Annotated in this window: 24 protein-coding genes; 6 read left to right on the plus strand and 18 right to left on the minus strand. The window is 39.8% G+C overall.

Annotated elements, in window-relative coordinates:
• Window positions 1-116 precede the first annotated feature (116 nt).
• Complete coding sequence (locus V6C17_RS11220) at window positions 117-728, plus strand: cytochrome b/b6 domain-containing protein (RefSeq protein WP_333522669.1); 612 nt, start codon at window positions 117-119, stop codon at window positions 726-728.
• Here the strand turns inward: V6C17_RS11220 and V6C17_RS11225 are convergent.
• Window positions 703-2,103 carry a nickel-dependent hydrogenase large subunit gene (locus tag V6C17_RS11225; protein WP_333522670.1) on the minus strand — a complete coding sequence of 467 codons (1,401 nt, stop codon included), beginning with the start codon at window positions 2,101-2,103 and terminating at the stop codon, window positions 703-705. The two genes, V6C17_RS11220 and V6C17_RS11225, sit on opposite strands and share 26 nt — an antisense overlap.
• Window positions 2,100-3,347: a hydrogenase small subunit gene (locus tag V6C17_RS11230; protein ID WP_333522671.1), complete on the minus strand. Its 1,248-nt coding sequence runs from the start codon at window positions 3,345-3,347 to the stop codon at window positions 2,100-2,102. The genes V6C17_RS11225 and V6C17_RS11230 overlap by 4 nt, the downstream gene beginning before the upstream one ends.
• A 112-nt stretch (window positions 3,348-3,459) precedes the next feature.
• On the opposite strand from V6C17_RS11230, the gene V6C17_RS11235 reads away from it, so the two are divergent.
• The 3 genes from V6C17_RS11235 (at window position 3,460) to V6C17_RS11245 (ending at window position 6,105) form a co-directional block, all read left to right on the plus strand.
• Window positions 3,460-4,821 carry an FAD-dependent oxidoreductase gene (locus V6C17_RS11235; protein WP_333522672.1) on the plus strand — a complete coding sequence of 454 codons (1,362 nt, stop codon included), beginning with the start codon at window positions 3,460-3,462 and terminating at the stop codon, window positions 4,819-4,821.
• The gene (locus V6C17_RS11240; RefSeq protein ID WP_333522673.1) at window positions 4,821-5,102 is read left to right on the plus strand and encodes a ferredoxin family protein; all 282 of its coding nucleotides are present in this window, start codon (window positions 4,821-4,823) and stop codon (window positions 5,100-5,102) included. Before V6C17_RS11235 ends, V6C17_RS11240 begins: the two co-directional genes overlap by 1 nt.
• 94 nt (window positions 5,103-5,196) lie before the next feature.
• A complete protein-coding gene (locus V6C17_RS11245) occupies window positions 5,197-6,105 on the plus strand; it encodes a sensor domain-containing diguanylate cyclase (RefSeq protein WP_333522674.1) in 909 nt (302 codons plus the stop codon).
• Between the two features lie 38 nt (window positions 6,106-6,143).
• Here the strand turns inward: V6C17_RS11245 and V6C17_RS11250 are convergent, their stop codons facing one another.
• From V6C17_RS11250 to yabP, 5 genes are all read right to left on the minus strand, one after another.
• On the minus strand, window positions 6,144-6,581 hold the full coding sequence (locus V6C17_RS11250) for a S1 domain-containing RNA-binding protein (protein ID WP_333522783.1): 438 nt from the start codon (window positions 6,579-6,581) through the stop codon (window positions 6,144-6,146).
• A gap of 90 nt (window positions 6,582-6,671) precedes the next feature.
• The gene (locus V6C17_RS11255; protein WP_333522675.1) at window positions 6,672-6,959 is read right to left on the minus strand and encodes an FtsB family cell division protein; all 288 of its coding nucleotides are present in this window, start codon (window positions 6,957-6,959) and stop codon (window positions 6,672-6,674) included.
• A gap of 99 nt (window positions 6,960-7,058) precedes the next feature.
• Window positions 7,059-7,553: a spore cortex biosynthesis protein YabQ gene (gene yabQ / locus V6C17_RS11260; RefSeq protein WP_333522676.1), complete on the minus strand. Its 495-nt coding sequence runs from the start codon at window positions 7,551-7,553 to the stop codon at window positions 7,059-7,061.
• Between the two features lie 4 nt (window positions 7,554-7,557).
• On the minus strand, window positions 7,558-8,292 hold the full coding sequence (locus V6C17_RS11265) for a lytic transglycosylase domain-containing protein (RefSeq protein WP_333522677.1): 735 nt from the start codon (window positions 8,290-8,292) through the stop codon (window positions 7,558-7,560).
• 15 nt (window positions 8,293-8,307) lie between these two features.
• A complete protein-coding gene (gene yabP / locus V6C17_RS11270; protein ID WP_333522678.1) occupies window positions 8,308-8,586 on the minus strand; it encodes a sporulation protein YabP in 279 nt (92 codons plus the stop codon).
• A gap of 138 nt (window positions 8,587-8,724) precedes the next feature.
• On the opposite strand from yabP, the gene V6C17_RS11275 reads away from it, so the two are divergent.
• On the plus strand, window positions 8,725-8,961 hold the full coding sequence (locus V6C17_RS11275) for a hypothetical protein (protein ID WP_333522679.1): 237 nt from the start codon (window positions 8,725-8,727) through the stop codon (window positions 8,959-8,961).
• 2 nt (window positions 8,962-8,963) lie between these two features.
• Here V6C17_RS11275 and V6C17_RS11280 read toward each other — a convergent pair whose 3' ends face one another.
• From V6C17_RS11280 to V6C17_RS11330, 11 genes are all read right to left on the minus strand, one after another.
• Window positions 8,964-10,202, minus strand: a complete 1,239-nt coding sequence (locus V6C17_RS11280) for a Ger(x)C family spore germination protein (RefSeq protein WP_333522680.1) — start codon at window positions 10,200-10,202, stop codon at window positions 8,964-8,966.
• Window positions 10,203-10,204: 2 nt separating this feature from the next.
• The gene (locus V6C17_RS11285) at window positions 10,205-11,305 is read right to left on the minus strand and encodes a GerAB/ArcD/ProY family transporter (protein ID WP_333522681.1); all 1,101 of its coding nucleotides are present in this window, start codon (window positions 11,303-11,305) and stop codon (window positions 10,205-10,207) included.
• Window positions 11,298-12,956, minus strand: coding sequence for a spore germination protein (locus V6C17_RS11290; RefSeq protein ID WP_333522682.1), 1,659 nt, complete (start codon window positions 12,954-12,956; stop codon window positions 11,298-11,300). The genes V6C17_RS11285 and V6C17_RS11290 overlap by 8 nt, the downstream gene beginning before the upstream one ends.
• A gap of 156 nt (window positions 12,957-13,112) precedes the next feature.
• A complete protein-coding gene (locus V6C17_RS11295; RefSeq protein WP_333522683.1) occupies window positions 13,113-14,078 on the minus strand; it encodes a SpoIID/LytB domain-containing protein in 966 nt (321 codons plus the stop codon).
• Window positions 14,079-14,171: 93 nt separating this feature from the next.
• Window positions 14,172-16,310 (minus strand): methyl-accepting chemotaxis protein, encoded by a 2,139-nt coding sequence (locus tag V6C17_RS11300; RefSeq protein ID WP_333522684.1) that lies wholly within the window; start codon window positions 16,308-16,310, stop codon window positions 14,172-14,174.
• Between the two features lie 166 nt (window positions 16,311-16,476).
• A complete protein-coding gene (gene pstA, locus V6C17_RS11305) occupies window positions 16,477-17,337 on the minus strand; it encodes a phosphate ABC transporter permease PstA (RefSeq protein ID WP_333522685.1) in 861 nt (286 codons plus the stop codon).
• Window positions 17,338-18,255, minus strand: a complete 918-nt coding sequence (gene pstC / locus V6C17_RS11310) for a phosphate ABC transporter permease subunit PstC (protein ID WP_442891486.1) — start codon at window positions 18,253-18,255, stop codon at window positions 17,338-17,340.
• A gap of 258 nt (window positions 18,256-18,513) precedes the next feature.
• The gene (locus tag V6C17_RS11315; RefSeq protein ID WP_333522686.1) at window positions 18,514-19,365 is read right to left on the minus strand and encodes a phosphate ABC transporter substrate-binding protein; all 852 of its coding nucleotides are present in this window, start codon (window positions 19,363-19,365) and stop codon (window positions 18,514-18,516) included.
• A gap of 168 nt (window positions 19,366-19,533) precedes the next feature.
• On the minus strand, window positions 19,534-21,378 hold the full coding sequence (locus V6C17_RS11320) for a GGDEF domain-containing protein (RefSeq protein WP_333522687.1): 1,845 nt from the start codon (window positions 21,376-21,378) through the stop codon (window positions 19,534-19,536).
• A gap of 97 nt (window positions 21,379-21,475) precedes the next feature.
• Window positions 21,476-22,204, minus strand: a complete 729-nt coding sequence (locus V6C17_RS11325; RefSeq protein ID WP_333522688.1) for a zinc dependent phospholipase C family protein — start codon at window positions 22,202-22,204, stop codon at window positions 21,476-21,478.
• A gap of 19 nt (window positions 22,205-22,223) precedes the next feature.
• A complete protein-coding gene (locus V6C17_RS11330) occupies window positions 22,224-23,372 on the minus strand; it encodes an MGDG synthase family glycosyltransferase (protein ID WP_333522689.1) in 1,149 nt (382 codons plus the stop codon).
• A 189-nt stretch (window positions 23,373-23,561) separates the two neighbouring features.
• Between V6C17_RS11330 and V6C17_RS11335 the strand changes: the two genes are divergently transcribed.
• Window positions 23,562-25,370 (plus strand): ATP-binding protein, encoded by a 1,809-nt coding sequence (locus V6C17_RS11335; protein ID WP_333522690.1) that lies wholly within the window; start codon window positions 23,562-23,564, stop codon window positions 25,368-25,370.
• Window positions 25,371-25,541 lie beyond the last annotated feature (171 nt).

Here is a 25,541-nt window from a genome sequence, read left to right on the forward strand (position 1 = left end):
CAGACATTATAGTGTCTGGTGATCTTTGTATTACTCTCTATACTTATAAATTGTCGAATATGCAGTTTAATTAAGTGATATTTGGGGGAATTTATTGCTATAAGGAGGCATATAATATGAAATTGCTTTTACAGCCACTTCCCATACGTATTTTTCACTGGGTTATGTTTTTTTGCGTTATGATACTACTAAGTACTGGGCTTTATATTAATAATCCATTTGACTTGTTTAGATTTCCTCTTCGTACCATCCGCGAAATACATTCCCTTTTTGGCCTTGTCCTAATAGCTAATTTCTTGGGTCAAATATACTATTATATATTCACAACAAAATGGAGCGAGGTACTCTTCTTACCGTGGGATATTGTAAACTTGCGCAGCTTTTTCCGCTACGTGCTTTTTATCACCGACGGTCATCCTAACTTTGGCCGCTACAATCCTGGCCAAAAAGCATTGTTTTCCGTTTGGTGGCTGGCCGTGCTTATAGCAGCTATTACGAGTATACCGCTGCTATTTCCCTCAGAAACTATATTTTTGCAGAGGATTTTAGGAGGTCTGCAGACAATTCGCATACTCCATTATTTTGTTGCCGTTATCTTCGCAGCCTCAATTCCACTACATTTATATTTAGTGTTTACGGAGGACCCCGCAAAACTCCAAGCAATGTTTACCGGATATATCAACAAAGAAGCGAAGCCATCGGCTACTGAGGATAAGAAGCTGCTTTAGGAGCATCTATTATATGCACAGCACAGGTAAAGCAAGGATCAAGTGATCTAATTACTCTTCCAACCTCAATCAGAGACTCGCTCTTAGCTACCTGCGTGCCTACTAACGCTTCCTCGACTGGGCCTCTGCGTCCGCTAGAATCGCGAGGCGAGAAATTCCAAGTTGTAGGAGTCACTATTTGATAGTGGCGAATCTTACCGTTCCGGACGCTTACCCAATGGCCTAGGGGACCACGCATGGCATCTGTTAACCCTACACCATCTCCATCCATAGGAGGAGTAAATGGAGTAAGGGTTGGGCCATGATGCGTGAGTTGTTCCAACCAGCCAGCCGCTAAGCGGCATATTTTTTTTGTTTCTAAAGCCCTGGCCACTATCCGGTCCATAACTGATATACCCCGTCGATAATCGCCATTTATCCATCCTCTAGCCAGAGGCCCTCCCTCAAATGGAAGTCCATCATATCGCGGCGCTTTCACCCAAGAGTATGCCCCTTCTTTATCGCGATCAGGCACAGTTTGACCTTCAAATAGAGGACTGCTCGGAGCTGTGTCTTTATACCAGCTATATTTAATTTCTTCACCAACTTTACTTAAATCAAGTGGTTCAACAGAGCCTTTATTTTTTATAATACCGGGCGCAAATTCAAGTTTTGCTGTTATCGGCTGCGGAAATAAACCGTATGAAATAAAATTACCATACCCGCTTCCGATATTGTAATAATCTTTATAATATTCAGCAATCGTCATTGCATCAGGCAGGTAAACATTATCCACCCACTCAGCTAATTCTTTAAGGATTGCTGAATATGCTAAAATCCTTTCGGCTGATGCCTTTTCCGTTACCCCTGTAGTCATAATGGTCTGCTGCATAGGTATTTTCGCGCCAAAAACGGCTAACATCTCATGAGCTCTAGCCGACTTCACCACCGCATCTTTGTGATGCTCCATCATTTGATCATTTATTTTCTTAGGCAGGCGATAGTCCCCATCTAATCTAGGAGTGTAAGGTGGATAATCAGGACCTTTTACATAATCTAAAAGGAGTAATAAATAAAAATGACGCAAATGATTTTGAATTATATCGGCAGCAAATATCAGATTCGTAATTATTTGACCATTGGGTGGCGGTTCAACTTTATAAGCCTGCTGCAAGGCCATCGATGCAACAACAGCATGAGCACTTGAGCAAATACCACAAATTCTTTGCGTGAATAATGCGGCGTCTCGCGGATCTCGGCCTATCATCATAGCTTCAAACCCCCGAAAAAGCGTAGCCCCAATCCAAGCATCCGCAACTTTGCCATTTTGTAAATCAACATCTACTTTCATCGGTTCGTGAATACGGGTCATTGGGAATATCGTCTTTACCGTCATTTTGGCTCATCTCCACTCTTATCTTCAGTATGCCAAAAATCGGCAATTCTCTTTAAAAGACTTTTCTTACGGCGAGTTTTCTTCACCGCATCGTATTTTTTAGCATTACTTAATAAGGCATTCTGTCGTCTGATTAGATCATCTAGCTCTTGCTTAACCTGTTCAAGGTTTTCCGGTGCTGTCGGCTCACCGGGCTTTGTACCCTTCAAATAATGCTTATGTATTCTTCTAGCAAATACTCCAGCGGCTAAATGAGTAGCCACAGCTCCAGTACCAAGTACCGCTATAGCAGCCCCAGTTTTTTTTACATCCATGGCTATTGCAGGCGTCTGAATGTCTGGTAAATGATTATAAAAAGGCATCATACCATCTGGAAAATGCGGACTGGCACAGCCAATGCACGGAGTACCGGCTTTCACAGGCCAATTAACATAGTGGTTCCACTCACGCAGCGGACAGTCAGCGTGTGTAACCGGTCCTTTACAGCCTACTTTTAGAAGACATCCGGAATCACCGGGATACTTAGCAAATATTCCATCTTCAAATTGTTGACGGCGCTGACAAAGTTCATGAATGGTTTTCCCAAAAAACATTATAGGCCTATTGTAACTGTCTAACTCGGGTTCTCCATACATTAGAAGGTGAGCAAAGGTTCCGGTCATCCAGTCAGGGTGAGCCGGGCAGCCGGGTACATTTATAACTTTTGTTTTTACTACATCCCAAACTCCTTTTGCTCCAGCAGGATTAGGGTGAGCAGCTGATGGTCCCCCAAAACAGGCACAATCTCCTACCGAGATGACATATTTGGCCTTAGGGGCAAACTCTTGTACGGCTTCCAGCCCTGTAACCAGCTTTCCGTTACGCCTAAATATTTCATTATAACGACCATTATCAGCCGTCATAACTGAGCCCTCAATTACAAGCCAGAAATTGCCCTCTTCTTTGGCGACTGTATCAAGCATTACCTTCACGGCAGCATCCCCTTGCTCAGCATTAAAAAGCCAATGGTAGCGTAAATCTATCATATCGGTCAATAACTGATCAAGTGTTGGGTTTACAGCGTTTTCCAATGAAACCGAGTTACCTGTGCATGACCCAAGCTCGAGCCAAATCACAGGAGGTTTAATAACCTTTTTCTCGGCAAAGGCTTGCCCTACTATTGGAATAATTTGTTCAGTAAGTGTAAGCGAAACTGCTGTTGACATACAAATTTTTATGAAATCGCGACGTGTAATCATATCCATTATCCTTATCCTTTTTTATTTAGCAGTTCCTTATCTAAAATTCCCAAATCTGGATAATGATATGTATAAAATACTACCAATAATTAAAAGACTAATAATTGGGTGATCATTAATGTTAAGAGACTGGTATAAACCAAAAAAGCCACTTAAACTGCTCACGCGTATAACTAAAAACTCGCATCCTGAAAAAAAATATGACGCGATCGTCGTTGGTGCTGGACCAGCAGGCGCTTCTGCCGCTTATTTTATGGCTAAACAAGGTCTTGACGTACTACTTTTAGAACGCGGTTCATACCCTGGCTCTAAAAACTGCGGAGGAGCTTCAATTATCGCCGAGCATACTCATAAGTTATTCCCTAACTTTTGGGATGAATTTGAGTGTGAACGTATTGTTACACAGCAAGCGTACTGGCTAATGACTGAAGACTCAATATTATCAAGCTCTTTTACTAGTATGAAACTAGCCTCTGCTCCTTACAATCACTTTACTGTTAAGAGACGCAATTTCTATAAATGGCTGTGTGATAAAGCTGTAAACGAAGGCACAACACTGCGCTTTGACCATCATGTTACAGAAGTTATTTTGGATAGTGGGCAGGCAATAGGTATCCAGCTATCAGCACCGCATAATATTCAGTTACTTGCAGATGTTATCATTCTTGCAGATGGTGCAAATTCTCTGGTAGGCGAACGTTCTGGCTTAGTTCCGAAAGTTTCTCCGAAAGACTTAGCATTATATGTTAAAGAAACGATTGCCCTGCCTGCTCAAGCAATAGAAGACCGCTTTAACCTTCCGCCTGGTTTCGGCAGTCTTATTGGTCTCATTGGGTACCCAACTGCAGGCTTTAATGGTACTGGCTCAATCCATACCTTCAAAGAAAGTATTAATATTAATGTTGGTATGTCAGTAGCAGACTTTGCTAAAGCCGGAATTAGACCGTATGAACTGTTAGACCGAATAAAAAAGCACCCTCTCATCAAGCCATTATTAGCAGGAGGGGTGACACTAGAATATGGAAGTTCTGTAATTCCTGAAGGAGGCTATAATGCAATGCCTGAGCTAGTGCATCCTGGACTTTTGATAATAGGGGATGCGGCCTCACTGGTCAATGGAACACATGGCTTTAATTTGGCAATGTGGTCTGGTTATTTTGCCGCACAAGCGGCATATCAAGCCAAGATCAATCGCGATTTTTCTAAAAAAACTCTTTCCCTATATTATACTCTTCTTAAAGAGAGCTTCGTACTCCAAGATCTCAAAGCAAACGCTAAAATGGCTGACCTGCAGCGAAATGTCCCATATTTATTCGACTTGTACAGCCGCATAGCTAACGAAACAGCCTACCATATAACTAAAGTTTATAACATGCCTAAACGTGCTAAACGTTTATTCATTTTCAAAAAAATAACAAGTATACAGCCTCTAACAAAAATATTTAAAGATGCGTGGAAAGTAATTAAGGTGATCCGCTGATGGCTAAAATAGATAACCAGCTAAAATCATTGACATTTATACCAGACGATAACTGGCAGCATGTATTAATAACTGACCAAATGCGCTGCCATGACTGTCATGATAAGCTATGTCTTACAATTTGTCCGTCCGGTGTCTTTGCTTGGAATCTTCAGCCCAAGGATCCCATTCTGGTTATGTATAAACAGTGTGTGGAGTGCGGCTCCTGTAGGCTTGTATGCGACAATATAGACTTTTCTTATCCCCTCGGTGGTTATGGTGTACAATATAAAGAAGGCTAATGGAAAAAAATTACTTATTAATATACATAGTTGAAGGATTTTAGTCTATTTATGGCGAAATATATCGGAAATCTTGGTCGGAGGGGGATTTATTTTGCTGACAGTAGCGAAATCGTCTAATAAGGTAACGCCAGTTTTTCAATTATTCACCAAGTCAGAATGGTTTTTAACTGAAATCCTAGAACTCACCCCTGATTGTCTATTAGTTATCGACCAGCGAACAGGTTTAGTTGTTTACGCAAATAAGGCCAGTGAAGACCTTTATGGCTTTGACCAGGACGAATTTATTGGTATGTCTATACATTCATTAAACGTATTGCCAACAGACGAGATAAAGAAGCAAATGCGACGTGTTATAGATAAATATCCAAACTCACATAGATTTGAAGCAATACATACTACAAAAAATAATAAGCATGTCCCTGTCGAGGTTGTATCTAAGCTTATAACCGTTAATGGACGCAGATATTTCCTCAGCCATATAACTAACATTACTAAAAATATTAAACTCAAGAGAAAAATATCAGACTTAATTACCCAGCTCAGCAACCAAGCCTATCGCGACCATCTAACTGAATGTTATAACCGCAACTATCTCTTCAGTGTTTTGCTGCCGAAAAAACTCGGTACAAAAACTGCACTACTGATTCTAAATATCAACAAATTCAAGTCTTTAAACTACTCCAGCGGCAATCAGCTTGGCGATACCATACTTATTGAAACTGCTAAGTTAATAAGGGCTGCGGCCCCAGCAGGCACCAAGGTTATTCGGTACAGCGGAGGCGAATTTTTAATTCTCTTACCTAGAGTAAAAGGTGACGAACATATGGTACTTTCTGAAATACTTAACAAAAAAATTGCAGAAGGTATCTATTTTGAAGATCACAAAGTAACTTACACTGTTAGTATCGGATTTGCGGTAGGCACTCCAGCCACTTTGAAAGAATTTGAAGAGTTAATAAATGAAGCTGATCAAAAAACATACAGCTATTGCGAATCATAATAAAAAGAGCATTCTCACGAATGCTCTTTTATTATTGATTATTCAGCTCGACGGGCGCCACCGCGTCCGCCCCGTTTTGATTCGGTATTTTTCTTCAGGTCAGACAAGCGCTCATCGCTATCTTTTAGGAATTTGCTCAACTTATCTTCAAATGTTACGCTGTTGAAACGATTAGGACGCCTGTGATCGTTGGCGTGTGCTCTTCTTGGTGGTGGTGGTGGTGCGGAGTTTGGAGTAGCTTGCTGTTGAAGCTGTTTAATTGATAATCCAATTTTTCCGCGTTCATCCACTGATAATACTTTTACTTTGACTTTATCCTGCTCCTTGAGAAAATCTTTGACATCGCGGACATATACGTCAGCAACCTCCGAGATGTGAATTAGACCTACTTTTCCTCCCGGCAGCTCGACAAATGCACCAAAATTTGTGATTCCGGTTACAACGCCCTCTACCACACTGCCAACTTCAATGGACATACTAATCAAATTTCCTCCTTAAAAAATCATGGTTTTGCAAACATATTATACTCTTGCCCTGTAAAAGGTGTCAAGAATTTAACCCTAAACTTAATTTTTTGCCGCTGGAATATACGGTGTCTCCCCGGGCTTTGCTAATCCTAGCTCCTCACGAGCCAGTTTTTCAATATAAGTCCGGTCATTTAGCCGTTTACGTTCCTCTTGTAAACTGGCATTATTCTGCCGCATTTGTTCCAGTTGCTGTTTTGCAGTTTCTTTCTCCTGATTAATTGCACTTAGCTGATTATACTGCCCAAGGCAAACATAAAGAAAGTAGCCAAAGATAATTAAAACGGTAAAACGGAACCAATTAATGCGTAGCTTTCGTTGACGCTGCATATTTACACCACCAATACACTGATGTAATATACATAATTCGCCAAGTATAATCGCATTTCCTCTTTTTATAGAGCAATATATTAAACTCATCCCCATAAACTACTCAGGCGGAATATCCTGATTCGGCGGCTGAAGTTTTGACTTAAGCCAAACAGTAAATTTATTCTTGGCTCTTGCTGTTTTGCGCCCAGCATAAGCAAACGGAACTACGAAAATCCCTAAACAATACATTAAAGGTTTAATGAATAGTTTGGTAACTATCATCTTTATCCAGCCTATAACAAACAAAACCATTCTTATAGTCCGTACTAGTATTAAAATTGAATACCGACTAACTAGACGGAAATATAAAACTGCACCGCAAAGCAGCCCAATAAATACATAAAACCTCAATTCACCCCAGTTGCTTGCTAAAAGACCGCCAAAGGTAATGATAATAGCTAATAGCCAATAAAAAAAGTCGAACATATAAGTAACGACAGAACGAGGTTTGAAAATACCGCGCAGTACTCGATAGAAGTCAAAGATAAAACCAAGTGATACTCCTATTACCAAAGTGGTAATAAAAGTATATGACTGACCGGCAAAATCCATTTCCTCACCTCCACCGCCACGAACGAGAAACTCGATATAACCTATAACAAACATATATTGCTAAACTGGCCGTTGTAGTAAAAAGCCAGCCCAAAACACTCTGGACTACATCCCAGCGTTCAGCATAAGTAATATAATCAGGCACAGTTTTACTCGCAATTTTATACCAATAGTTAATTACTCGCTTTACATAAACCGTTGTTTCATCGTATGGCGGTACTCCTCCATACTGCTTTACGGCATTAGGCCCGGCATTATAAGCTGCTATTGCCAATACCATATCGCCTGAAAACTGCTTATTAAGCTGTCCGAGATAGGCCGTGCCGATACGAATATTAAGCTCTGGGTTAAAATAACAGTCTTTTGTACACTCTCCAATATGCAAATTGCTGCATATCTTTAAGTCTTTGTTAACGTGCCTCCAGGTACCAGGAATTACCTGCATCAAACCATAAGCACCGCTTGCTGAAAGTGCTCGCGGCTGAAATGAACTCTCAGCCTGGATTACACCTGCTGCAATTTCCGGGCTTATACCAGCCTGACGGGCAAATCGGTTAATCAAATCAGCATAAGGTGTTTTAGCGTCTACATCACGCATCTCCTTAACACCAGTATTAAACTTTTCCCAAACCATATTTCGGTAACTGCTCGCCACAAACCCTGTCACCCAAAATGCAGCTGCTTCTAAAAATAGCGCTATTATCAATACATACCATATAGATAGCCACCGTCGCCGCAAAGCTGTACTCCTTTCCTACTTAAGCAGGCGATTTAAAAGACCTTTTTTAGGTTGGTTGGCTTCTTCATAACTTATTGCTTTTACAGTTCCTTCGATAATAATATTGCCTTGTTCAAGGTTTAGCTGCTTTATATTAAGCCCTTCACCTTTAACTAGCATCATACCTTGCTCAGTCTCCATAATTATTTCCTTTTCATCATAGCTGCCTAAATTTATCACACCTTCAACATTCAACTCTTCGCGATCAACAAGTGTTAGCTGATGGCGCCAAACTGGTGTTTTATCTATCGGCATATGGTAACCCTCCCCAGACATGTTTTTAGTTAATAATATGCCTGGCTGAGTTAAAAAAGTACAATTTGCGGGATACTATACTATATTAAAGGCTGTTTTTACACCAAGTAATATTCAGCCTGCTTAGAGGTGAATTGTATGAACTTTGACTTAAGTTATATCTGGCAGAAAACTGCCTTTATTCTTACACACTATATATCCATTTGGATTCTAATTGCTTTTTTCTCTTCTTCCGCTGCTCTCTGGTATCTAGCAGGGATATTAGAAAAACATAATAGTCCCCGCTTAAAAGAAATTAAACTTTCACGAATAACAGCTGCAGCATATGTTGCTACAGCCGTTGGGTTATGGTTTATAAGCATCATATTATCTTAATATCATGTTCGTTCACCCGTGCCACGAATAGTAATATTTACAGATACATCTGCTAGCGGAATGGTAGGCAATATATCATCCCAATCATCTTTAACTTTTTCCCATGTTTCAGGATACTTTTGTTTCAGCTGCTTTCCGGCATGAAGCACGTCGACCTTCATCGCATGAGTTGTTTTCCAGGTGTGCCTAACATTTGCCTCAACTTCTTTGGCGAACTCGACCTCAAGCTCCCTTACATAATCTAAATCTGATGCCTTATGCCTGCCCGGGCTTCGCTGCAGTTCGCCGATATTACCAATCATGTACGTTTCAAAAGTAAAATATATTTTATCCCCTTTAACGTGCGGAGTCAGCTTACTCTGATGTTGAAACAGTTCAAACGCAAAAACATTCCCGGGATGTTCAGGACACTCAATCGTAATTATTGCTGACTTAATTGTGGCCCTAACAATTTTTATACCTTTAGTTGTATATTCGTCAACAATGCCAACCATTTTATCCTTCTTTATTGCGCTCCCGCCGCCAACCTTCAGAATATCGTCAGCAAGCTCCACTCGCGGCATTAAGAAATCCGATTTATTGGTAATGAACTGCATAAGATAACCCATATCAGTACGTGTTCCCATTAGGTGACCATTTTTGACATGATTGCGCATTAATGAATTAAGGTATAACCCGCTAGGCTCACCGCTTGGCGGTTTATATTCCAGTATTTTTTTAACCTCTCCTGGTGTACTGAAAACTCTAATACGAGCTCTCATTTCTGTGTCTCTGGATAAAAAATCGATAATGGGCATTATCCCGTCTTCTTTAAGCAGCTTTTCATTAATTACAATGGTATGAATGTGCTCAAACCATAAGCTTCTTCCTACTTGCCCAGACATGTCACGTATCATTTCGAATAAACTATGACCAGTATTAGATATAACATAGGCTTTGCCCGAAGTTTTTGCCCCGCCCCCCTCCTCATCACCCCCGCTGCTGCCACCTGGGGAAAGATTAAGCACTTGCAAATTCAACTGATACTTCTTTTTTCCATGAGGCTGAACAAATGTTTCGGTGATCTTTTTATTCTTAGGCTCATCAGACTGATCGGCATAATCAATACCTACAGCCAAGACAAAATTGCGTTCTTGTAGTTCCCGGCGATCCCAACAGCCGCTTGTAATTAGACAGAGACAAATAGTAACTAGAATTAGTACCACTTTGGTTCTTATTTTTTTCAGCCTTTTGGCATGCATAATTACACCTTCCGCTTCTTCCGCCAAGCTAAAAATAAGCTAGCTGGGATAATTATGAAAGAAAATGCTAAACCAAGAGTTTGAATTGCTTTCCCCATTGCTTTAAAGGGAATAGTCAATTCGATGAGAATAGTACTGGCAAAAAGCATCCAGGGGGCGAGCAGTAAGACCCATGGTCTATGATCCTCGTGCTTACTTAAACGCCTTAAAACGTTCGCTGCAATATACAAATAAATAACAAGTGTGGTAAAGATATTAGGAATCCATGCACTTAGTAAGTATATTTCTAGCCGCTCTAAAAAGGTACCTGGTAATTCAACAAACCGAACAACTTCGATAGCAGGATATGATATAGTTTTTGCATTTTCTGCTGTCAGCACACCAACTGTAATCAAACTAAATGTACTAAACACAAACGCCATAATAGCAAAACCAGCAATAATGGGTTTGCTTAAACTTGTTCTGCCTCGATTTACAAGCGGCAGGAGCATTAATACTATCTCATATCCAGCATAAGCCCCCCATGTATCAGGTACTGCTTTTAGAAATTTCATAATATCTTTAGGCAATAATGGCATCAAATTTTCAGACTGAAAACTTAAAAATCCCGTAAAGAAAACCAGCATAAAAAGTGGTATCGTAATTAAGCTTACAAGCTGTATGACACGCAAATTGGTTCCAAGGTCTTGTAAAGCACAGTACACACAAACCATTACCATTGTTAACGCAATAACTTCGTGGGGAGTTCTGTCAAACATAAAACTTCCGATTAGGCGGCTGAAATTTGCGGTTGCAAGTGTAAAATAACCTAGAAAAAGACTTACATATACTGCAATAATCAAACTGCCTATCAACTTGCCCCATAGTTTCGGCATATAGTCAAGTAAATCCTGATTAGGGAAATATTCTCCCAGACGAGCCATAACCAGAGTTATCCCACAATAAATTAACCCTCCTAATAAAAATGCCTGCCACGCGTTTTCGCCAGCATTTTCAATAGAGGTTCTCCCCCCAGCCATAACTTCAGTCCCTATTCCTATTGCCGCTATCATAATTCCAAGCTGCCACGGTGACATCTGAGACTTAACTTCTAAATTAGCCACTATTATCACCCGTTCTGCCCCGCTCCTGAGCACCTATTTCCTTGGGCCTTGTTCTTAAAAATTTCGCTGGAAAACGCACAAGGCCATCTTTCCAATCCTCAAGCAGGGTTATGTCTGTAATCCCGCCCAGCCAGGATTCACCAAAACTGCGCAGTGAACATAAATGCACCGTAATTGCTAATGCCCCGATAATTACACCATACAACCCTAACACAGTCGCCATAATGAACATCGGTACCCTTAATCCGCGTAAAGCAATACCAAAATTATAGTTGCTGATGCTGTATGACGCTATGGCGGTAACTGCTGTTACAACCACTAGCAATGGATTTACAAGTCCCGCTTGTACTACTGTGGTACCAATTACAAAACCGCCGACTACGCTGGCAGCTCCAGCTAACTTATTAGGGAGTCTTACTATAGCCTCTTGAAATAGCTCAAGCAGTGCCTCCATTATCAAAGCTTCTAAGAATGAAGGAAAGGGAGTCTTTGCCCTAAGTTCGGCAATAGAAATTGCCAGGGCGGTTGGCAATATGCCGGGATGATAAGATACGATAGCTATATATACAGCTGGGAGATAGATGGCAATAAAAGCTGCAAGGTGCCGAGTAAGCCGCAGTAAACTACCTATTACTGGCTGAACTGTAAAATCATCAGTCGACTGCATAAGAGTGCTGTATGTACAAGGCACTATTAACGTAAAGGCACTGTTGTCAACAACAATAGCTACCCTTCCCTCATAAATTGCGGCAACAACTCTTTCCGGCTTTTCAGTAGAAATAGTCTGAGGAAATGGCGTCCAGGGGTGTTCTGAAATGCCTTCTGCGATAGTATCAGATAATAATACTTGATCAATATTTATCGTTTCGATTCTTCGCCGTACCTCTTCGACTAATCCCGGCTTTACGATGTTAGCTACATAAACCAAGGCAATAGCAGTTTTAGTACGAGCTCCCACTTTCATTATTTTTATCTTTAAATTTGTATCCTTAGACCGCCTTCTAATAAGAGCAACATTATCGCTTAATACTTCATTAAATGCGTCAAAGGGGGACTTTATCGTTCCTTCGCCTTTTGCTTCAGTTATACTTCGCTTTTCATGCTTCACAGCGCCTATAGTAAATGCTTCGGCGATACCATCAATCATTACTAAGGCATTTCCTGTTAAGACTGCCTCTAAAGCTTCTTCTGCCTTCGTTATTATAGTTAGGGATGCAGAAGTAATAAGCGTATCTATAAGCCCTATAGTATCAATATTAATGTTCTTTTTCTGACCTTTGGTCGGCTCCATAAGTGTCTCTAGTACATTTTTCTCGATAAGGGTTACATCTGTCATACCGTCTAAAAAAACTACCAGCGCCCTATTGCCCCTGGCATCGAATGTTCTGAATTTAACATCATCACAATCCCTAAATACCACCCTGAGCAAGTGTTCATTATCATTTATATTTGGAGTAAAGATAAACGGCTGATCACTAGGGGCAGCTACCTGCCGCATGTCGGCCACTACTTTTGAGAGCTCTTCTCCTAATTCAGCTCCTTCACTAGTCAGCTTTCTCAATCTAGCAAGTTTATCTTCAGCTTTAGCCAAAGAAGCGTAAGAAGTCTTTGTTGACAGCTTATTAATATTAAGCTTTTTGTTTTGCTCCATCTTCACACCCCTTCAGCATATGGCTTATTGTGCTATTTTTTGCAAATAATACTGTTTCTATTCTCATTAGCAAGACGCAATTTAAAAGACGCAAAAGAGATGCTTACACGTCTGGCGTGATTGCACCTTCTTGCGTCTTGTTAAAAGCTTGCTTCGTTAATTCCAGCGCTTTTCGATAGTTACTCCTTTGAAATAGTGTCCTACTATTTCTTCAGGTTTCTTGCCCATTGCAGCTAGTTTATTTGCCCCCCATTGCGACATACCTACACCATGACCGTACCCTTTACCAGCAAAGATTACTTTGTCACCCTCGACGGTAACGCTATCCAAGAGCATCGACTTTAATTCAGTACTGCCTAAACCGATACGCATTTCCGGGCCTGATACCTGGATATTTTTGTTTATTACCAGCATTGTAGCGCGTCCCGAAGGACCTTTCTGGCCAATTTCGATAGAATCGATACTGTTAACCTGCTTGCCTTGCTTGGCTAGTACATCCATCACTTGTTTTTTGGAAAAACTTGCTTTCCAACTTTTCACATCATCTGGTGCAAGATCATCAGGTGACTGAACTGATTGAATATATGGCGGCTCTTCCTTCTTATAGTCTAGTCCTTCCTTGGCAGTTGCTGTTTTTCCACCTGCTGAAGCATGGAACCATGTTTGCGCAGGTTTGCCGTTATAAGTAATAACCATGCCACGGGTCATTTGGACAGCCTTTTTTACATTATCATTTATTTCTTTAGCATTGTATGCCTGAAATTCTTTGATATCAGTAGAAGCTTGTGTGCCACGCTCTGGGACACCGCCTTTTTCCTCCATCGCCTGAATCGTGAAGGTTCTGGCAATAATAGCTTGGGCTGCCAGAGCCTCGACGGGCCACTCTGACTTCATTTCACCAGCGACTACACCGGCAATATACTCTTCCATCTTCATAGTCTTCTTCTCGCCAGTTTCGTGCATATAGACTGTGATATTAGGTTCAGCGCCTTGACCTGCCTGCTTTTGCGGAGGTGCAGACTGATCTGGCTTTTTCTGTTGATTTGAACAAGCTGTAAGGACAAGCATTAATGTTAAAAGCACAGAGAGCATTATTAATATTTTTCTACTTTTAATCTTCATATTGTTACCTCCTTACTTATTTATTCCTAGTATGGCAAACAAAAACTAAATAAATACAAAAGAGACTGCCGATTAGCAATCTCTTGATGATCGTTATACTTTAAATTGTTCTACAAGTCCCTCTAATTGACAAGCCATGTCCTTTAGCTTATCAATTGAATTTGCAATATCATGAGCTGTCGCAGCCTGTTCTTGACTAATTGCGGCAATCTCTTGAGCACTATTAGTATTTTCTTGAGCATAATAGCTTATATCGGCAACTGCCTCCATTGTCTTCTGACATAAAGCTGCCTGCTGCTCTGTCTGACCGCTAATAAGCGCTGCTTGCTGTTGTACATCTTGAACTGCTATTACAATCTGACCAAAAGAATCCCCGCTGGTTTGCGCAATTTCTACGCCTTGCTCGACATGGCTGTAACTTTGCTGCATAGCCTTTACAACTCCTTGAGTTTCGAGCATTACTTTGCTAGTAATTTCATTTATATGTTTAGTAGCGCTTGCCGACTGTTCAGCTAGCTTACGTACTTCTTCAGCTACTACAGCAAAGCCTCGTCCGGCTTCTCCCGCCCTTGCCGCTTCAATCGCCGCATTTAGAGCTAATAAATTAGTTTGGCTTGCTATGCTACCGATAATATCTGAAATTTTTCTTATCTCTTGTGTGCTTTGGGCCAATGTTTCAACAGTACCCCCAGCTTTTTGAACAAGCTCTTTTATGTTCAACATTTTATCCACAGTCTCACTAATAACGCCCCGACCTCGTACTGCAAGTGCGGCACATTGGTCGGTAGCCGAAGCAGTATTTGATATATTATTAGCAATTTCAATACTAGTATCAACAAGCTGCTGCAAAGATTTCTTGGCCTCGATTGTCGCTGTTCCCTGCTCAACAAGTTTTGCAGCTATATTTCCGATTGCAGCTGCACTCTGTTCACTACCGCTTTGCGATTGTTTGCAAGATGATGCAACACTACTGCTAGATTCAAATACCAGTGCCGATGATTGCTTCACCGATATCACTATCTCCTGCAAAGTCTCTGTCATCCTATTAAAGGCAATTGCAACTTGACCAAATTCATCTTTGCTCTTACAATGCATGCGCTGCGTTAAATCACCCTGGGCTACTTTTTCTACACTAGTTACCATTTGTTGTAACGGTAGTAGGGTTTTTCTCGTAAGATATAGTCCAACTACTACAAAGCTTACTATGATCACCATAGCTACTTCAATACCCCGATTGATCATGTCATTCGCTGTCTGCAAAGCAACAGCTTTAGGATATGTGGTCACTGCGATCCAGTCGGTATTAGCGATTGGCCGGTATGATACAAAGTATTCTTGTTCACGTAATAAACCAATTGTGTTGCCTGTCTCCTTTTGGACCGCTTCTCTAAAAAATTCATCGGTTAGTTGTTTTTGCTCCTCAACCAGCGAAGAATTACCCTGATAGTAAACTGGTATTAAATTTTTATTAATAATAGTTACCCCATACCCTGGGTTTTGCGACAACACTTGTTCTGCCATGATATTAATATTATGTATAGATATATTTGCGCCAAGCAACCCTTGAACTTTATTACCTGAATTATAAACAGGCACGGCAGCAATCACTGTGAGTTGCCCATTTACTCTACTTTTAACAGGGTCTGAAATACTTGCAATGCCCTGCATGCCTTGTTTAAAATATGCCCGGTCCGCAATGCTTACAGGTGGAGCGTTATCTGTACGCCAAATTTGCTGGCCATCACCTCTAGCAACAAATATGGCCTCATTGCCACCATAGAATGGCTGTACTGTTGTTAGGTAGCGACTTACATTATCGCTATTCATTTCTCTAATCTCTTGACTGCCACTGATCATTAAAATAAAATTTTTCTTGCTAAGTACATAACTACCAATATCACTTGAAATACGGTCAGCAACTTTGTTATTCTTCTCAATAGCTGCCTGCGTAAGACTTTCCGCTGTCTCGTTTATAAAATACCATCCCACTACTGCAACGGGTATTATACAAGTTAGCATAATGAACATAGTAGCTTTTGTACTTATCGAAGAAAGGGATTTAAGAATAGACTGTTTATTGATATTTCGTAATTGCTTTACTTGCTGTTTGAAATCATTTGCCGTAATCTTAGGCGTACGAAATTGAGTAAAATTAGTTCTTAATCTAAAAAATTTCTTTGTATTTACATTTGTAAAGTTGTCTTTAATCAAAGCAGCTATTTTTTTAAACACAAGCCGTACCTCCAATACTATGTCTACTAAAATCATCATATATTAATTTTTTCTACAATAATATGGCAATACAGCACAATTAACATTGGCTTAACATAATCTTAATAAATACTAGAAAAAGTATAAATAACGGTATAAAAATAGCCCCCTCAGGGGCTATAAATTTTTAATGCCTAGAAGCTCCAAGTTTTTTTTGCAGTATCTTTCCAGGTATTGTAAACATAAGATTAAACACTAGGATTGTTAATATTAATAAAGCGCCTATGCCATCAGCTATGCTTACTCTATCAGGAACTAAACCTACTGCCATAACATACCACATGTGAACAGCTAAAGTTTCTCCAGCTGCAGTAACATCAAAATCAGGGAATATTCTTGAAGCAGTAGTGCCTGCAGTAAATATCAATATAGCAGTCTCACCCAGTGCTCTGCCTGAAGTAAGCGTAATACCGGTAATTATACCTGGCAGTGCGTTTGGCAGAACTACCCGCCATATTGTTTGCCATTTGGTCGCTCCAAGGGCAAGGCTAGCTTCCCGATAGTGCATTGGTACAGTACGAATTGATTCCTCAGTAACCCGAACAAGTACCGGTAAATTTAATAGCATTAGTGTCAGAGCCCCACCGATGATACTAAAACCAAAACCCAGCATATTAACAAAAATAATCATCCCAAACAAGCCAAGAACGATGGATGGTACAGTCGCTAAACTTTCCGTACTTAGCCTAATCATATCTGTCAGACGGTTGTTACCCGCGTATTCAGCCAGATATATTCCTGCACCAATAGCAACCGGGATGGAAAAAGCCAATGATAAAACCAGAATATAAAATGAATTGAACAACTGGGGACCAACCCCGCCGCCAGCTCTGATATCACTCGGCATACCAAAAAGAAAATCAAAAGATAATACAGGAAGGCCTTTATATAAAATGAATAACAAAAATGCAGCCAATATGCCAATAATCACAATACCAGCCAGCCACATAACTGCCGTGGCTAGTTTATTTATTATTTTTGCCGACATTTATGCCACTCTCCTTTGAGCAATCCGTCGAATAATTAGAATCATCGCCAATGAAATTACAAGAAGTACTAACGCCATTAAAAATATAGCATTGCCCCAAACTGAGCCAAACGGAGTATTTCCCATTTCGACAACAATTTCACTTGGCAGAGTAGACGTAGGTATAAATAATGATTGTGCTAGTTGTGGTGTATTGCCAATAACCATTTGAACTGCCATGGTTTCCCCAATCGCTCTTGCCATTGCCAAAATAATTGAAGTCAAAATCCCAGGAAGGGCGGCTGGTATAAGCACTAACCAAATAGTTTGCCAGCGTGTTGCTCCTAATGCAAGCGAGGCTTCTTCTAATGGACGTGGAACAGCCCGCAGAGCATCCTCGGAAATACTAATAATTGTTGGCAGTATCATAACAGCTAGAATGATTGCTGCCGCGAAAAGGCCAAATCCAGTACTGACATTGAATGTTTCTCTAACAAATGGTACGAGAATAGTCAAACCAACATAGCCGTAAACGACTGAAGGAATGGCTACATAAAGATCTGTGGCTGGACGCATAAACTCACGAAGCCATGATGGAGCAATTTTCGCCATAAAGACCGCACCGGCTAAACCAAGGGGTGCCCCAAAGAAAATGGCTAGCATTGTTACAGAAATCGATCCTAGAATAAAGGTTAACGCTCCATATTGTCCTTCAGTAGGGTCCCATTTTGACGTAAGAAAGAATTCTATTGGGCTTACTTCAGTAAAAGTTAATAATCCCTGCTGTCCAACGAATACAATTATCGACAGAATTATCACCGTCATCAAAAATGCACATGCGATAAATAAATATCGTACATAGCGATCATACATAAGCTTTATTTTATGTTCACGATTAGCGGTATCCATAACGTTATGCTCCTTTGCTGCTAATTGCATAAAAGTCTACCCCACATTCTTATCAGTTCTCCTTTGCATTATAAACAAAAGTATGTACCATCATTGTTAGGGGAATGTTAATTTTTTGTTAAATTTAGGCGAGTAACATACCAACCGCAAAATCGCAAATAGTGCAAAGATATTCGCTATTAGAATCACTAATAGCGAATATCTTTGCGTCCTTTGCACTTTCGCGGTTAAAAATTCTCTAAAAGCAAAAGAGCCATGCTTTAGCATGACTCTTTTGTGAGGAGGGGATTATTTCTTCATTTTTGTAACAGGGATAAAGCCATTCTTTTCAACATAGTTTTCTTGGAATTCCTTGCTCAATACATAATCAAGGAAAGATTTTACAGCACCTGTAGCTTCACCTTTTGTATACATATGCTCATAGGCATATACAGGATATTGTCCATTTATTACAGCATCTGGAGTATATTTTATACCATTAAACGCTAGTACTTTTACAGTGTTGTCAGCGTATGGAGCATCAACATAACCGATAGCTCCTGGTGTACTGGCGATAGCAGCTCTTACTGCACCGTTTGAATCTTGAATAACTGCATTATCTGTGAAAGCAGCACCTTTAAGAACAACTTCAGCAATAGTAGCGCGAGAGCCTGAAGATTTTGCACGATGGATTAAAGTGATTTTTTGATCCTTACCACCAACTTCTTTCCAGTTGGTTGTTTTTCCGGTAAGTATATCTACATATTGTTGATTGGTTAAATTATCAACGGTGACGTCTTGATTAGTTACGAACACGAATGGAGCTACAGCTACTTGGTGATCTACTAAACCTTTATCTTTAAATTCTGCAGGCAGATTAACATCGGAGTTTCCGATATTTACAGACCCGGCAGCTACCTGATTCATACCTGTGAAGGAACCGCCTCCAGCGATATTAACAGTTACTTTAGGATTTTTCTTTTGGAACTCTTCTTGAGCAGGCTTTAATAATGGCAGCAATGCTGTGGAACCAGAAGCAGATACTGTACCTTGTAAATCAGTCGAAGCCTCTTTCTTGCCACCGCAGCCAGCTACGAAAGTTACGCCAAGCATCAAAGCAACAGCAGCTATCATCATTTTTGATTTACGGAAAAATTTCATTAATAATACCCTCCCATATAATAGTAAACTCACACAAGTTAATTGTAAGCTAATGTCAGTTTTCTTGTGTTAAGCAAATGTTAATTCTGTGTTAACTTTGTCCATATCCTAATTTTAATTTTAAGGTTTTTTTATTGTTAGCAAAATAAACGTGCTTAAGACTCGCTGCTAACCAATTAAAATCTCTTCGGAGGTATGTCTAATTTTATAACAACTATTCCAAGTCAGTTTGCACAACTTTTTAACTAGTCCTGCCAGTTCGCCTAATTCAGCCGCGTTGGAAAATCCCCGCCCTTTATTTGTTACAACAGCAATCGATATTGACATTATTGGATATCTTTCTTCAACTCCATGACGGTTCTTCGCAATAATATAACCATCTTTAAGATGTTTATCGCTATAGAAATCCCTGATCTTCATGTCAAAAATATCAATTATTGATTGGCAGAGCTGTTCAACTTCGTGCGAGCTGACTACCGCAATGAAGTCATCGCCACCTATATGACCAATAAAGGAACTCTCTGGAAAAAATAATTCTAGCTGCTGCCTTATTATTTTCGCAGTCATACTTAGAATTTTATCGCCGTTATCAAAACCGTAGATATCATTGAAAGGCTTAAAATTGTCAAGATCAAAATATAACACCGAATAATTAGCGTTACTATCAATTGCCTGTTTTATTTTTTCTTCTATTAGAATATTACCAGGCAATCCGCTAAGGGGATTAGAATGCTTAGCCTTGCTTATTTCCAATTGTGTAGTTTTTTCCAGCAAACGGCGAACTGTTGTTACCCCAAAATATCGTCCGTTTTTAGTAACAATGATATAGTCATATAATGTATCATCTGCTCGGGTAATTGCTAACTTTGATACCTGCTCAAGTGGCATATTGTAATCAACAACAAGGGGTTCTTGGTCCATTAGTAAGTTTATCGGTCTATTCATATAAATAGCTATTCCATATTGAGTAGCAAGATTTCCTAAAAATTTATCCTTCATAAGTAAACCTACGGGTTTACCGTTTTCGACAACAGGTATCCCGCGCATTGAGGGATTGCTGCTAAATAATTCTATGATCTGAGCCCCGGTGGTTTTCGGAGTACAAGCATCATCCGTCCTGGCAATTTCTCCAACAGGCATTGTAACCACCGTATAGAGGGCCTCCTTTTTCTTAAGCTCATTTTTGTTTCTTATCATTTCCTTGACATCAGGTCTTAGCTCTAAGAACTGACTCATGGGTTTTTGCAGCAAGTACCCTTGTCCATAATGAATGCCAATATCAATTAGCGTATGCAACTCACTAGTAGTTTCAATTCCTTCAGCGATAATTTTCATGTTAGTAGATACGGCAAAATCGTAAAAAGCCTTTATTAATGCTTGCTTAAGATTATCTTTATCAATATTGCGCACTAACTGCATGTCCATCTTAATATATTGAGGCCTTGTTTCCGCTAACATTCTTAGTCCAGAATATCCTGACCCAGTATCATCTATAGCGATTTTATATCCCTGACTAGTGTAGTTATCGAGAACACGCCGAAAACTTCGATAATCATCCACCGAGGTCTTCTCAGTTATTTCGAAGATTATATTTGTCGGATCTATATGATACTTATCTAGAATCTCCCTGGTTAACCCCTTTTGAAAACGCTGATCATTAATTACCTTTGGGTCGACATTCAGAAATAGCATTTTTTCAGGTGGCATATATTTTGCTCTTTCTAGTGCTGACATGCGGCAAAGCAGCTCCACTTCCCATAGCTTGTTAAATTTCTCAGCAGCTTCGAATAAAATATCAGGTCGTTCTAACAGTGAGCCTTGCGGACCACGGCTAAGTGCTTCATACCCAACTACACTCGCGTCAGCTAAAGAAACAACAGGCTGAAATACTGAATTTATCGCCTTACTATTTAAAATACTATTAAGCTGGCCTTCTAGAGTATCATTATCAGTTTCATCTTCCGAAAAAATCCCTGTTATAGAATTTGTCATTCCCCAGCCTAGAGTAAACATCGAGATTTCCCCCAAATTGCGTAAATATACTGCAGGTTAATTTGATTTAATTATATAACTATATTTGCCAGCTATTAGTTAATTTTGTGTTAATTTTTCAGGCTACTACTGTGACTTTCAACCCTATAATACAATTAACTGTGTTTAGAAAATGTTTAAAAAGCCCAGCGGTTGCCCGTTGAGCCTGTGGTAAAAGAATACTAGTAGCATCATGATATCTGCTTCCGCCTTTAGCCAGATTAACATAGTCATACAAATCGGCTGCAGTTGCTGCGCTGAAAACCATTGTAGATTTCAAATCTTTATATTCAATGTTTAGACAACCTTTAAAAACCGCGTATTTGGAATAGTTTTGTGTAACCCAACTCTCGTATTCTTTATGTCCATTAAAAAGTTGTGCTCTAGCGTGATGGGGGACAAATAAATCTTGCACTAAATGGGCTGATGCCCCCAAATAAAATACGGCATCACTTAATTTCTTCAGCTTGGCGGCTTCTAATGCCTGATTGTAGAAATCTGTGAAACTATCAATCGCATGATTAAACTGCCATAAACCTTTCCTAGTTACTGGTTCATAATAATGACTTACATTTTTCCACCCTTTATCAGCCCAGTAAACGCCTGCATTTAGTTCAGCAATATAATTATTCAAAAAGCGAGCATATCCACAATAGCCATCATTAGCTAGAATAGTAACTGCTTGTCGATTGCAGAATTCATGTGTTATCCCTGGCTGATCCAGAATTCTTTGCAAGGGACTAACGGCAGCTAATATTAATTTGGCACCAGCAACAAGTGGTAAGGTTCCTAGAGCAGGCAATTTCATAATTAACCTCCCTTAAATCTTAAATATTACCCGCAATGTTATACCCGACTAATGTACTGCATAACTCAGCTGCGATATCATCGACAGCCCTTGGTTTACTTAACATTGCAGCTCTAGCTTTCATTGATTGAATCTCAGAAGGATGGCTTATTAATCTTTCAACACTATTTTTCAGCTGAGCAGAAGTTTCTACTAAAACTGCTGCTCCTTTTTGCGTTATATGTGCAGCATTATCTCTTTCCTGTCCAGGAATAGGTTGAAAAAACACCATGGGTAATTTCATTGCCAACGCTTCACTTATAGTCAGCGCACCTGGCTTTGTTATAAGTAGATCTGAACTAATCATTAGTTCAGCGATTTGTTTAGTAAAACCAAATATATGTATTTTGTGCTTAGAAGTTGCTGCATGAACCGTCAATCCCTGCCGCAAACTTCTATTTTCCCCAGTCACAACCAATATCTGAAGTAATTTAGGAATGGCTTCTAGGCTTTCCAAGGTCTCTCGTACGCCACCTAAACCTAGTCCTCCACCCATTATGAGTATCGTTGGAAGATTATTGCTCAGTTTAAGGTCACTCATTATCGTACAATCATTGTTTATCTGGCTGAATGATGAAGAAATCGGAATACCTGTTACAATAATCTTACTGCCTAATATGCTATGTTTTTGTAAGGAGCACTTTAGTTCAACGTCTCCAACGAAATATAAGTCAACCTCTTTATAAATCCATAGTTGATGCAACGCATAATCGGTTATTACTGCCGCTAATTTCGTTTTGACTTTTCGGTTTTTTTTTAGGTAAGCAGCTGCGCCGCAAGGAAAAGGATGTGTACATACTACTAGATCAGGTTTATACTCGACAATTAACTTCTCCATACGCTTTTTCATTACCGCCGCAAGCAGGTTCGCTACTTGTTCACCTTCTGCCGATGCTTGGGTCCATCTGTACAACAGATCGTAAACATTAGGCGAAAGCGCCAGCATTTTAAAATAAGTTTCTTTTATCAGCGAATTTAGATATGAAATTTCATCTGCCATAAAATCGACTATATTGACTTGCATTTGAGGCTGGGTAGACAATTTGCAGGCAATAGCTTTAGCTGCCTGGTTATGGCCGTAACCAATCGATGCCGAAACTATTAATACTCTTCTAGGCCTTGACTGCATTCTGTACTCCCCCTTTTCACCCCCAGTATAATACAAGACAAGTTTGAACCATGTTAAGATAAAGTAAAGTTTCACTAAGTTGGTGTTAAATTTGTGTAAATTGACCAATTCTTTATATTATCCACTCATCTTATGTTGCGTCTATCCTAATTCTGCCACTATAATGAGGCTAGCGAGGGAGTGATTAGTATGTTCAGATGGGGTTTTAGAGCAAGAATCCTAGTGTCATTTTTGCTGCTTATTATCTTTGCCCTAACTCTTTTAGGAAGTTATTTATTGTGGTTCTTTTATCGCCAAAACTTAGAAGATCAAACTGCACACTTAGTGACAAATGCAAAAATAACTGAACGGCTTATCGTAGAATATATGAATGGGCCAACAGAAAAGGCCAGCATTGATGAGAAGATTAAAGAGCTTAGTACACAGATCAACTTACGAATAACAATAATCGATACATCAGGCACTGTGCTGGCTGATTCATGGGAAAACCCTGCATCTATGGAAAACCATCTCCATCGTCAGGAAATAGAAACAGCATTAACATCTGACTACGGAACGGCTGTACGCTATAGTTCAACAATTGGTCAAAACATGTTGTATGCTGCCATTACCATCAAACATGGCCATGAAATTATCGGAACAGTTCGGACTGCCACCACCCTAGGACCAGTTGAAGCAGCTTATTCCAATATTAGATCAACCTTACTTGCTGCTATTTTTGTTGCATCTCTCCTGACTATTCTTCTAAGCATAAGTCTTGCCCGTAAATATACAACTCCTATTGAGGAAATAACAGCTGCGGCAAAAGACATTGCTGATGGCGACCTGGATCGCCGCATTCATGTTAGGACAGGGGACGAACTTGAAATACTAGCACACACTCTGAATAAACTTACTTCTAATCTTGAAGACAAAATTAATGAAACTTCGGCAGAAGCAAAAAAGTTGTCGTTAATATTGCAGCATATGGACAATGCTGTGCTCTTACTAGATCGCTACGGGCGAGTTACCACCGCTAATAAAAGAGCCCGGGAGATATTCAGTATCACTGATGCCATGATTGGCAAACACAGCATCGAGGTTATTGGCAACAGCATATTAAATCAGACTATCCATACAACAATTACAACCAATCAAAATCAGTTTATCAACCTAAAAATAAATATTGACGGAAGTAAAAGAGTTTTTCAAGTTTTCTTTGCTCCAATTACCCTAAGTGAACACGCAGTAGTTGGTGTTTTGAGTGTTTTTCACGACATAACGACAATGCAGGAAATTCATGAACGTCAGATTGATTTTGTTGCTAATGCTTCACATGAGCTCGCTACACCGCTTACGGCTATAAAAGGCTTTGCAGAAACGCTGCTGGATGGAGCACTGGAGAGTCCCGAGTTAAGCGTTAAATTTGTGTCTATTATTCAAACCGAAGCAGAAAGAATGAATCGTTTGATCAAAGCTTTGCTACAGCTTGCAAAACTTGACTCACAGGAATATCGCCAACAAATTCAGCTTGAAGAGATAGCCCTTGAGCCTATATTAAATACAGTTACTACTGAGCTAATGCCTCAGGCTAAGCAGAAGAATATCACTATTATCTTTGAGTCGTCTAGTGATTTAACTATTGCTCTAACTAATTACGATTGGATAAAGCAAGTTATCGTTAACCTAGTTGAGAATGCTGTTAAATATACTCCTAATAACGGTAAGATAATTTTAAAATGCTGGCAAAGTGACACTACTGCATTTGTAAGTATCCAGGATAATGGCATAGGTATTCCATATAAAGACCTTCCACTTATTTTCGACCGTTTTTATCGGGTGGATAAAGCCCGGACTCGTAATGCTGGCGGCAGCGGCTTGGGTCTATCACTAGTAAAGTTTATTGTCGAGATGCTTGGTGGCGAAATCAGAGTCCAAAGCAAGGTTAATTATGGTACCACTTTCACCTTTAGTCAGCCCTTGGCAGCTACATCTAAACAAGATTTAACTAATAGTTAATTGATTATTAACAATATCGATTGCTGACTTTGATAAAATTAAATTAAAATAAATGAGGCGACCAGTAAGTCGCCTCATTTATTTTTAAGATATTTAATGTAATTCTTACTTCACAGAAGGTTGTGTTGCATATACTATATCATAAGTGTAAATTCTCAATCAAAAAGGGGG

This window comes from Dendrosporobacter sp. 1207_IL3150, from assembly GCF_036763085.1.
Taxonomy (GTDB): Bacteria; Bacillota; Negativicutes; order DSM-1736; family Dendrosporobacteraceae; genus JBAIYU01.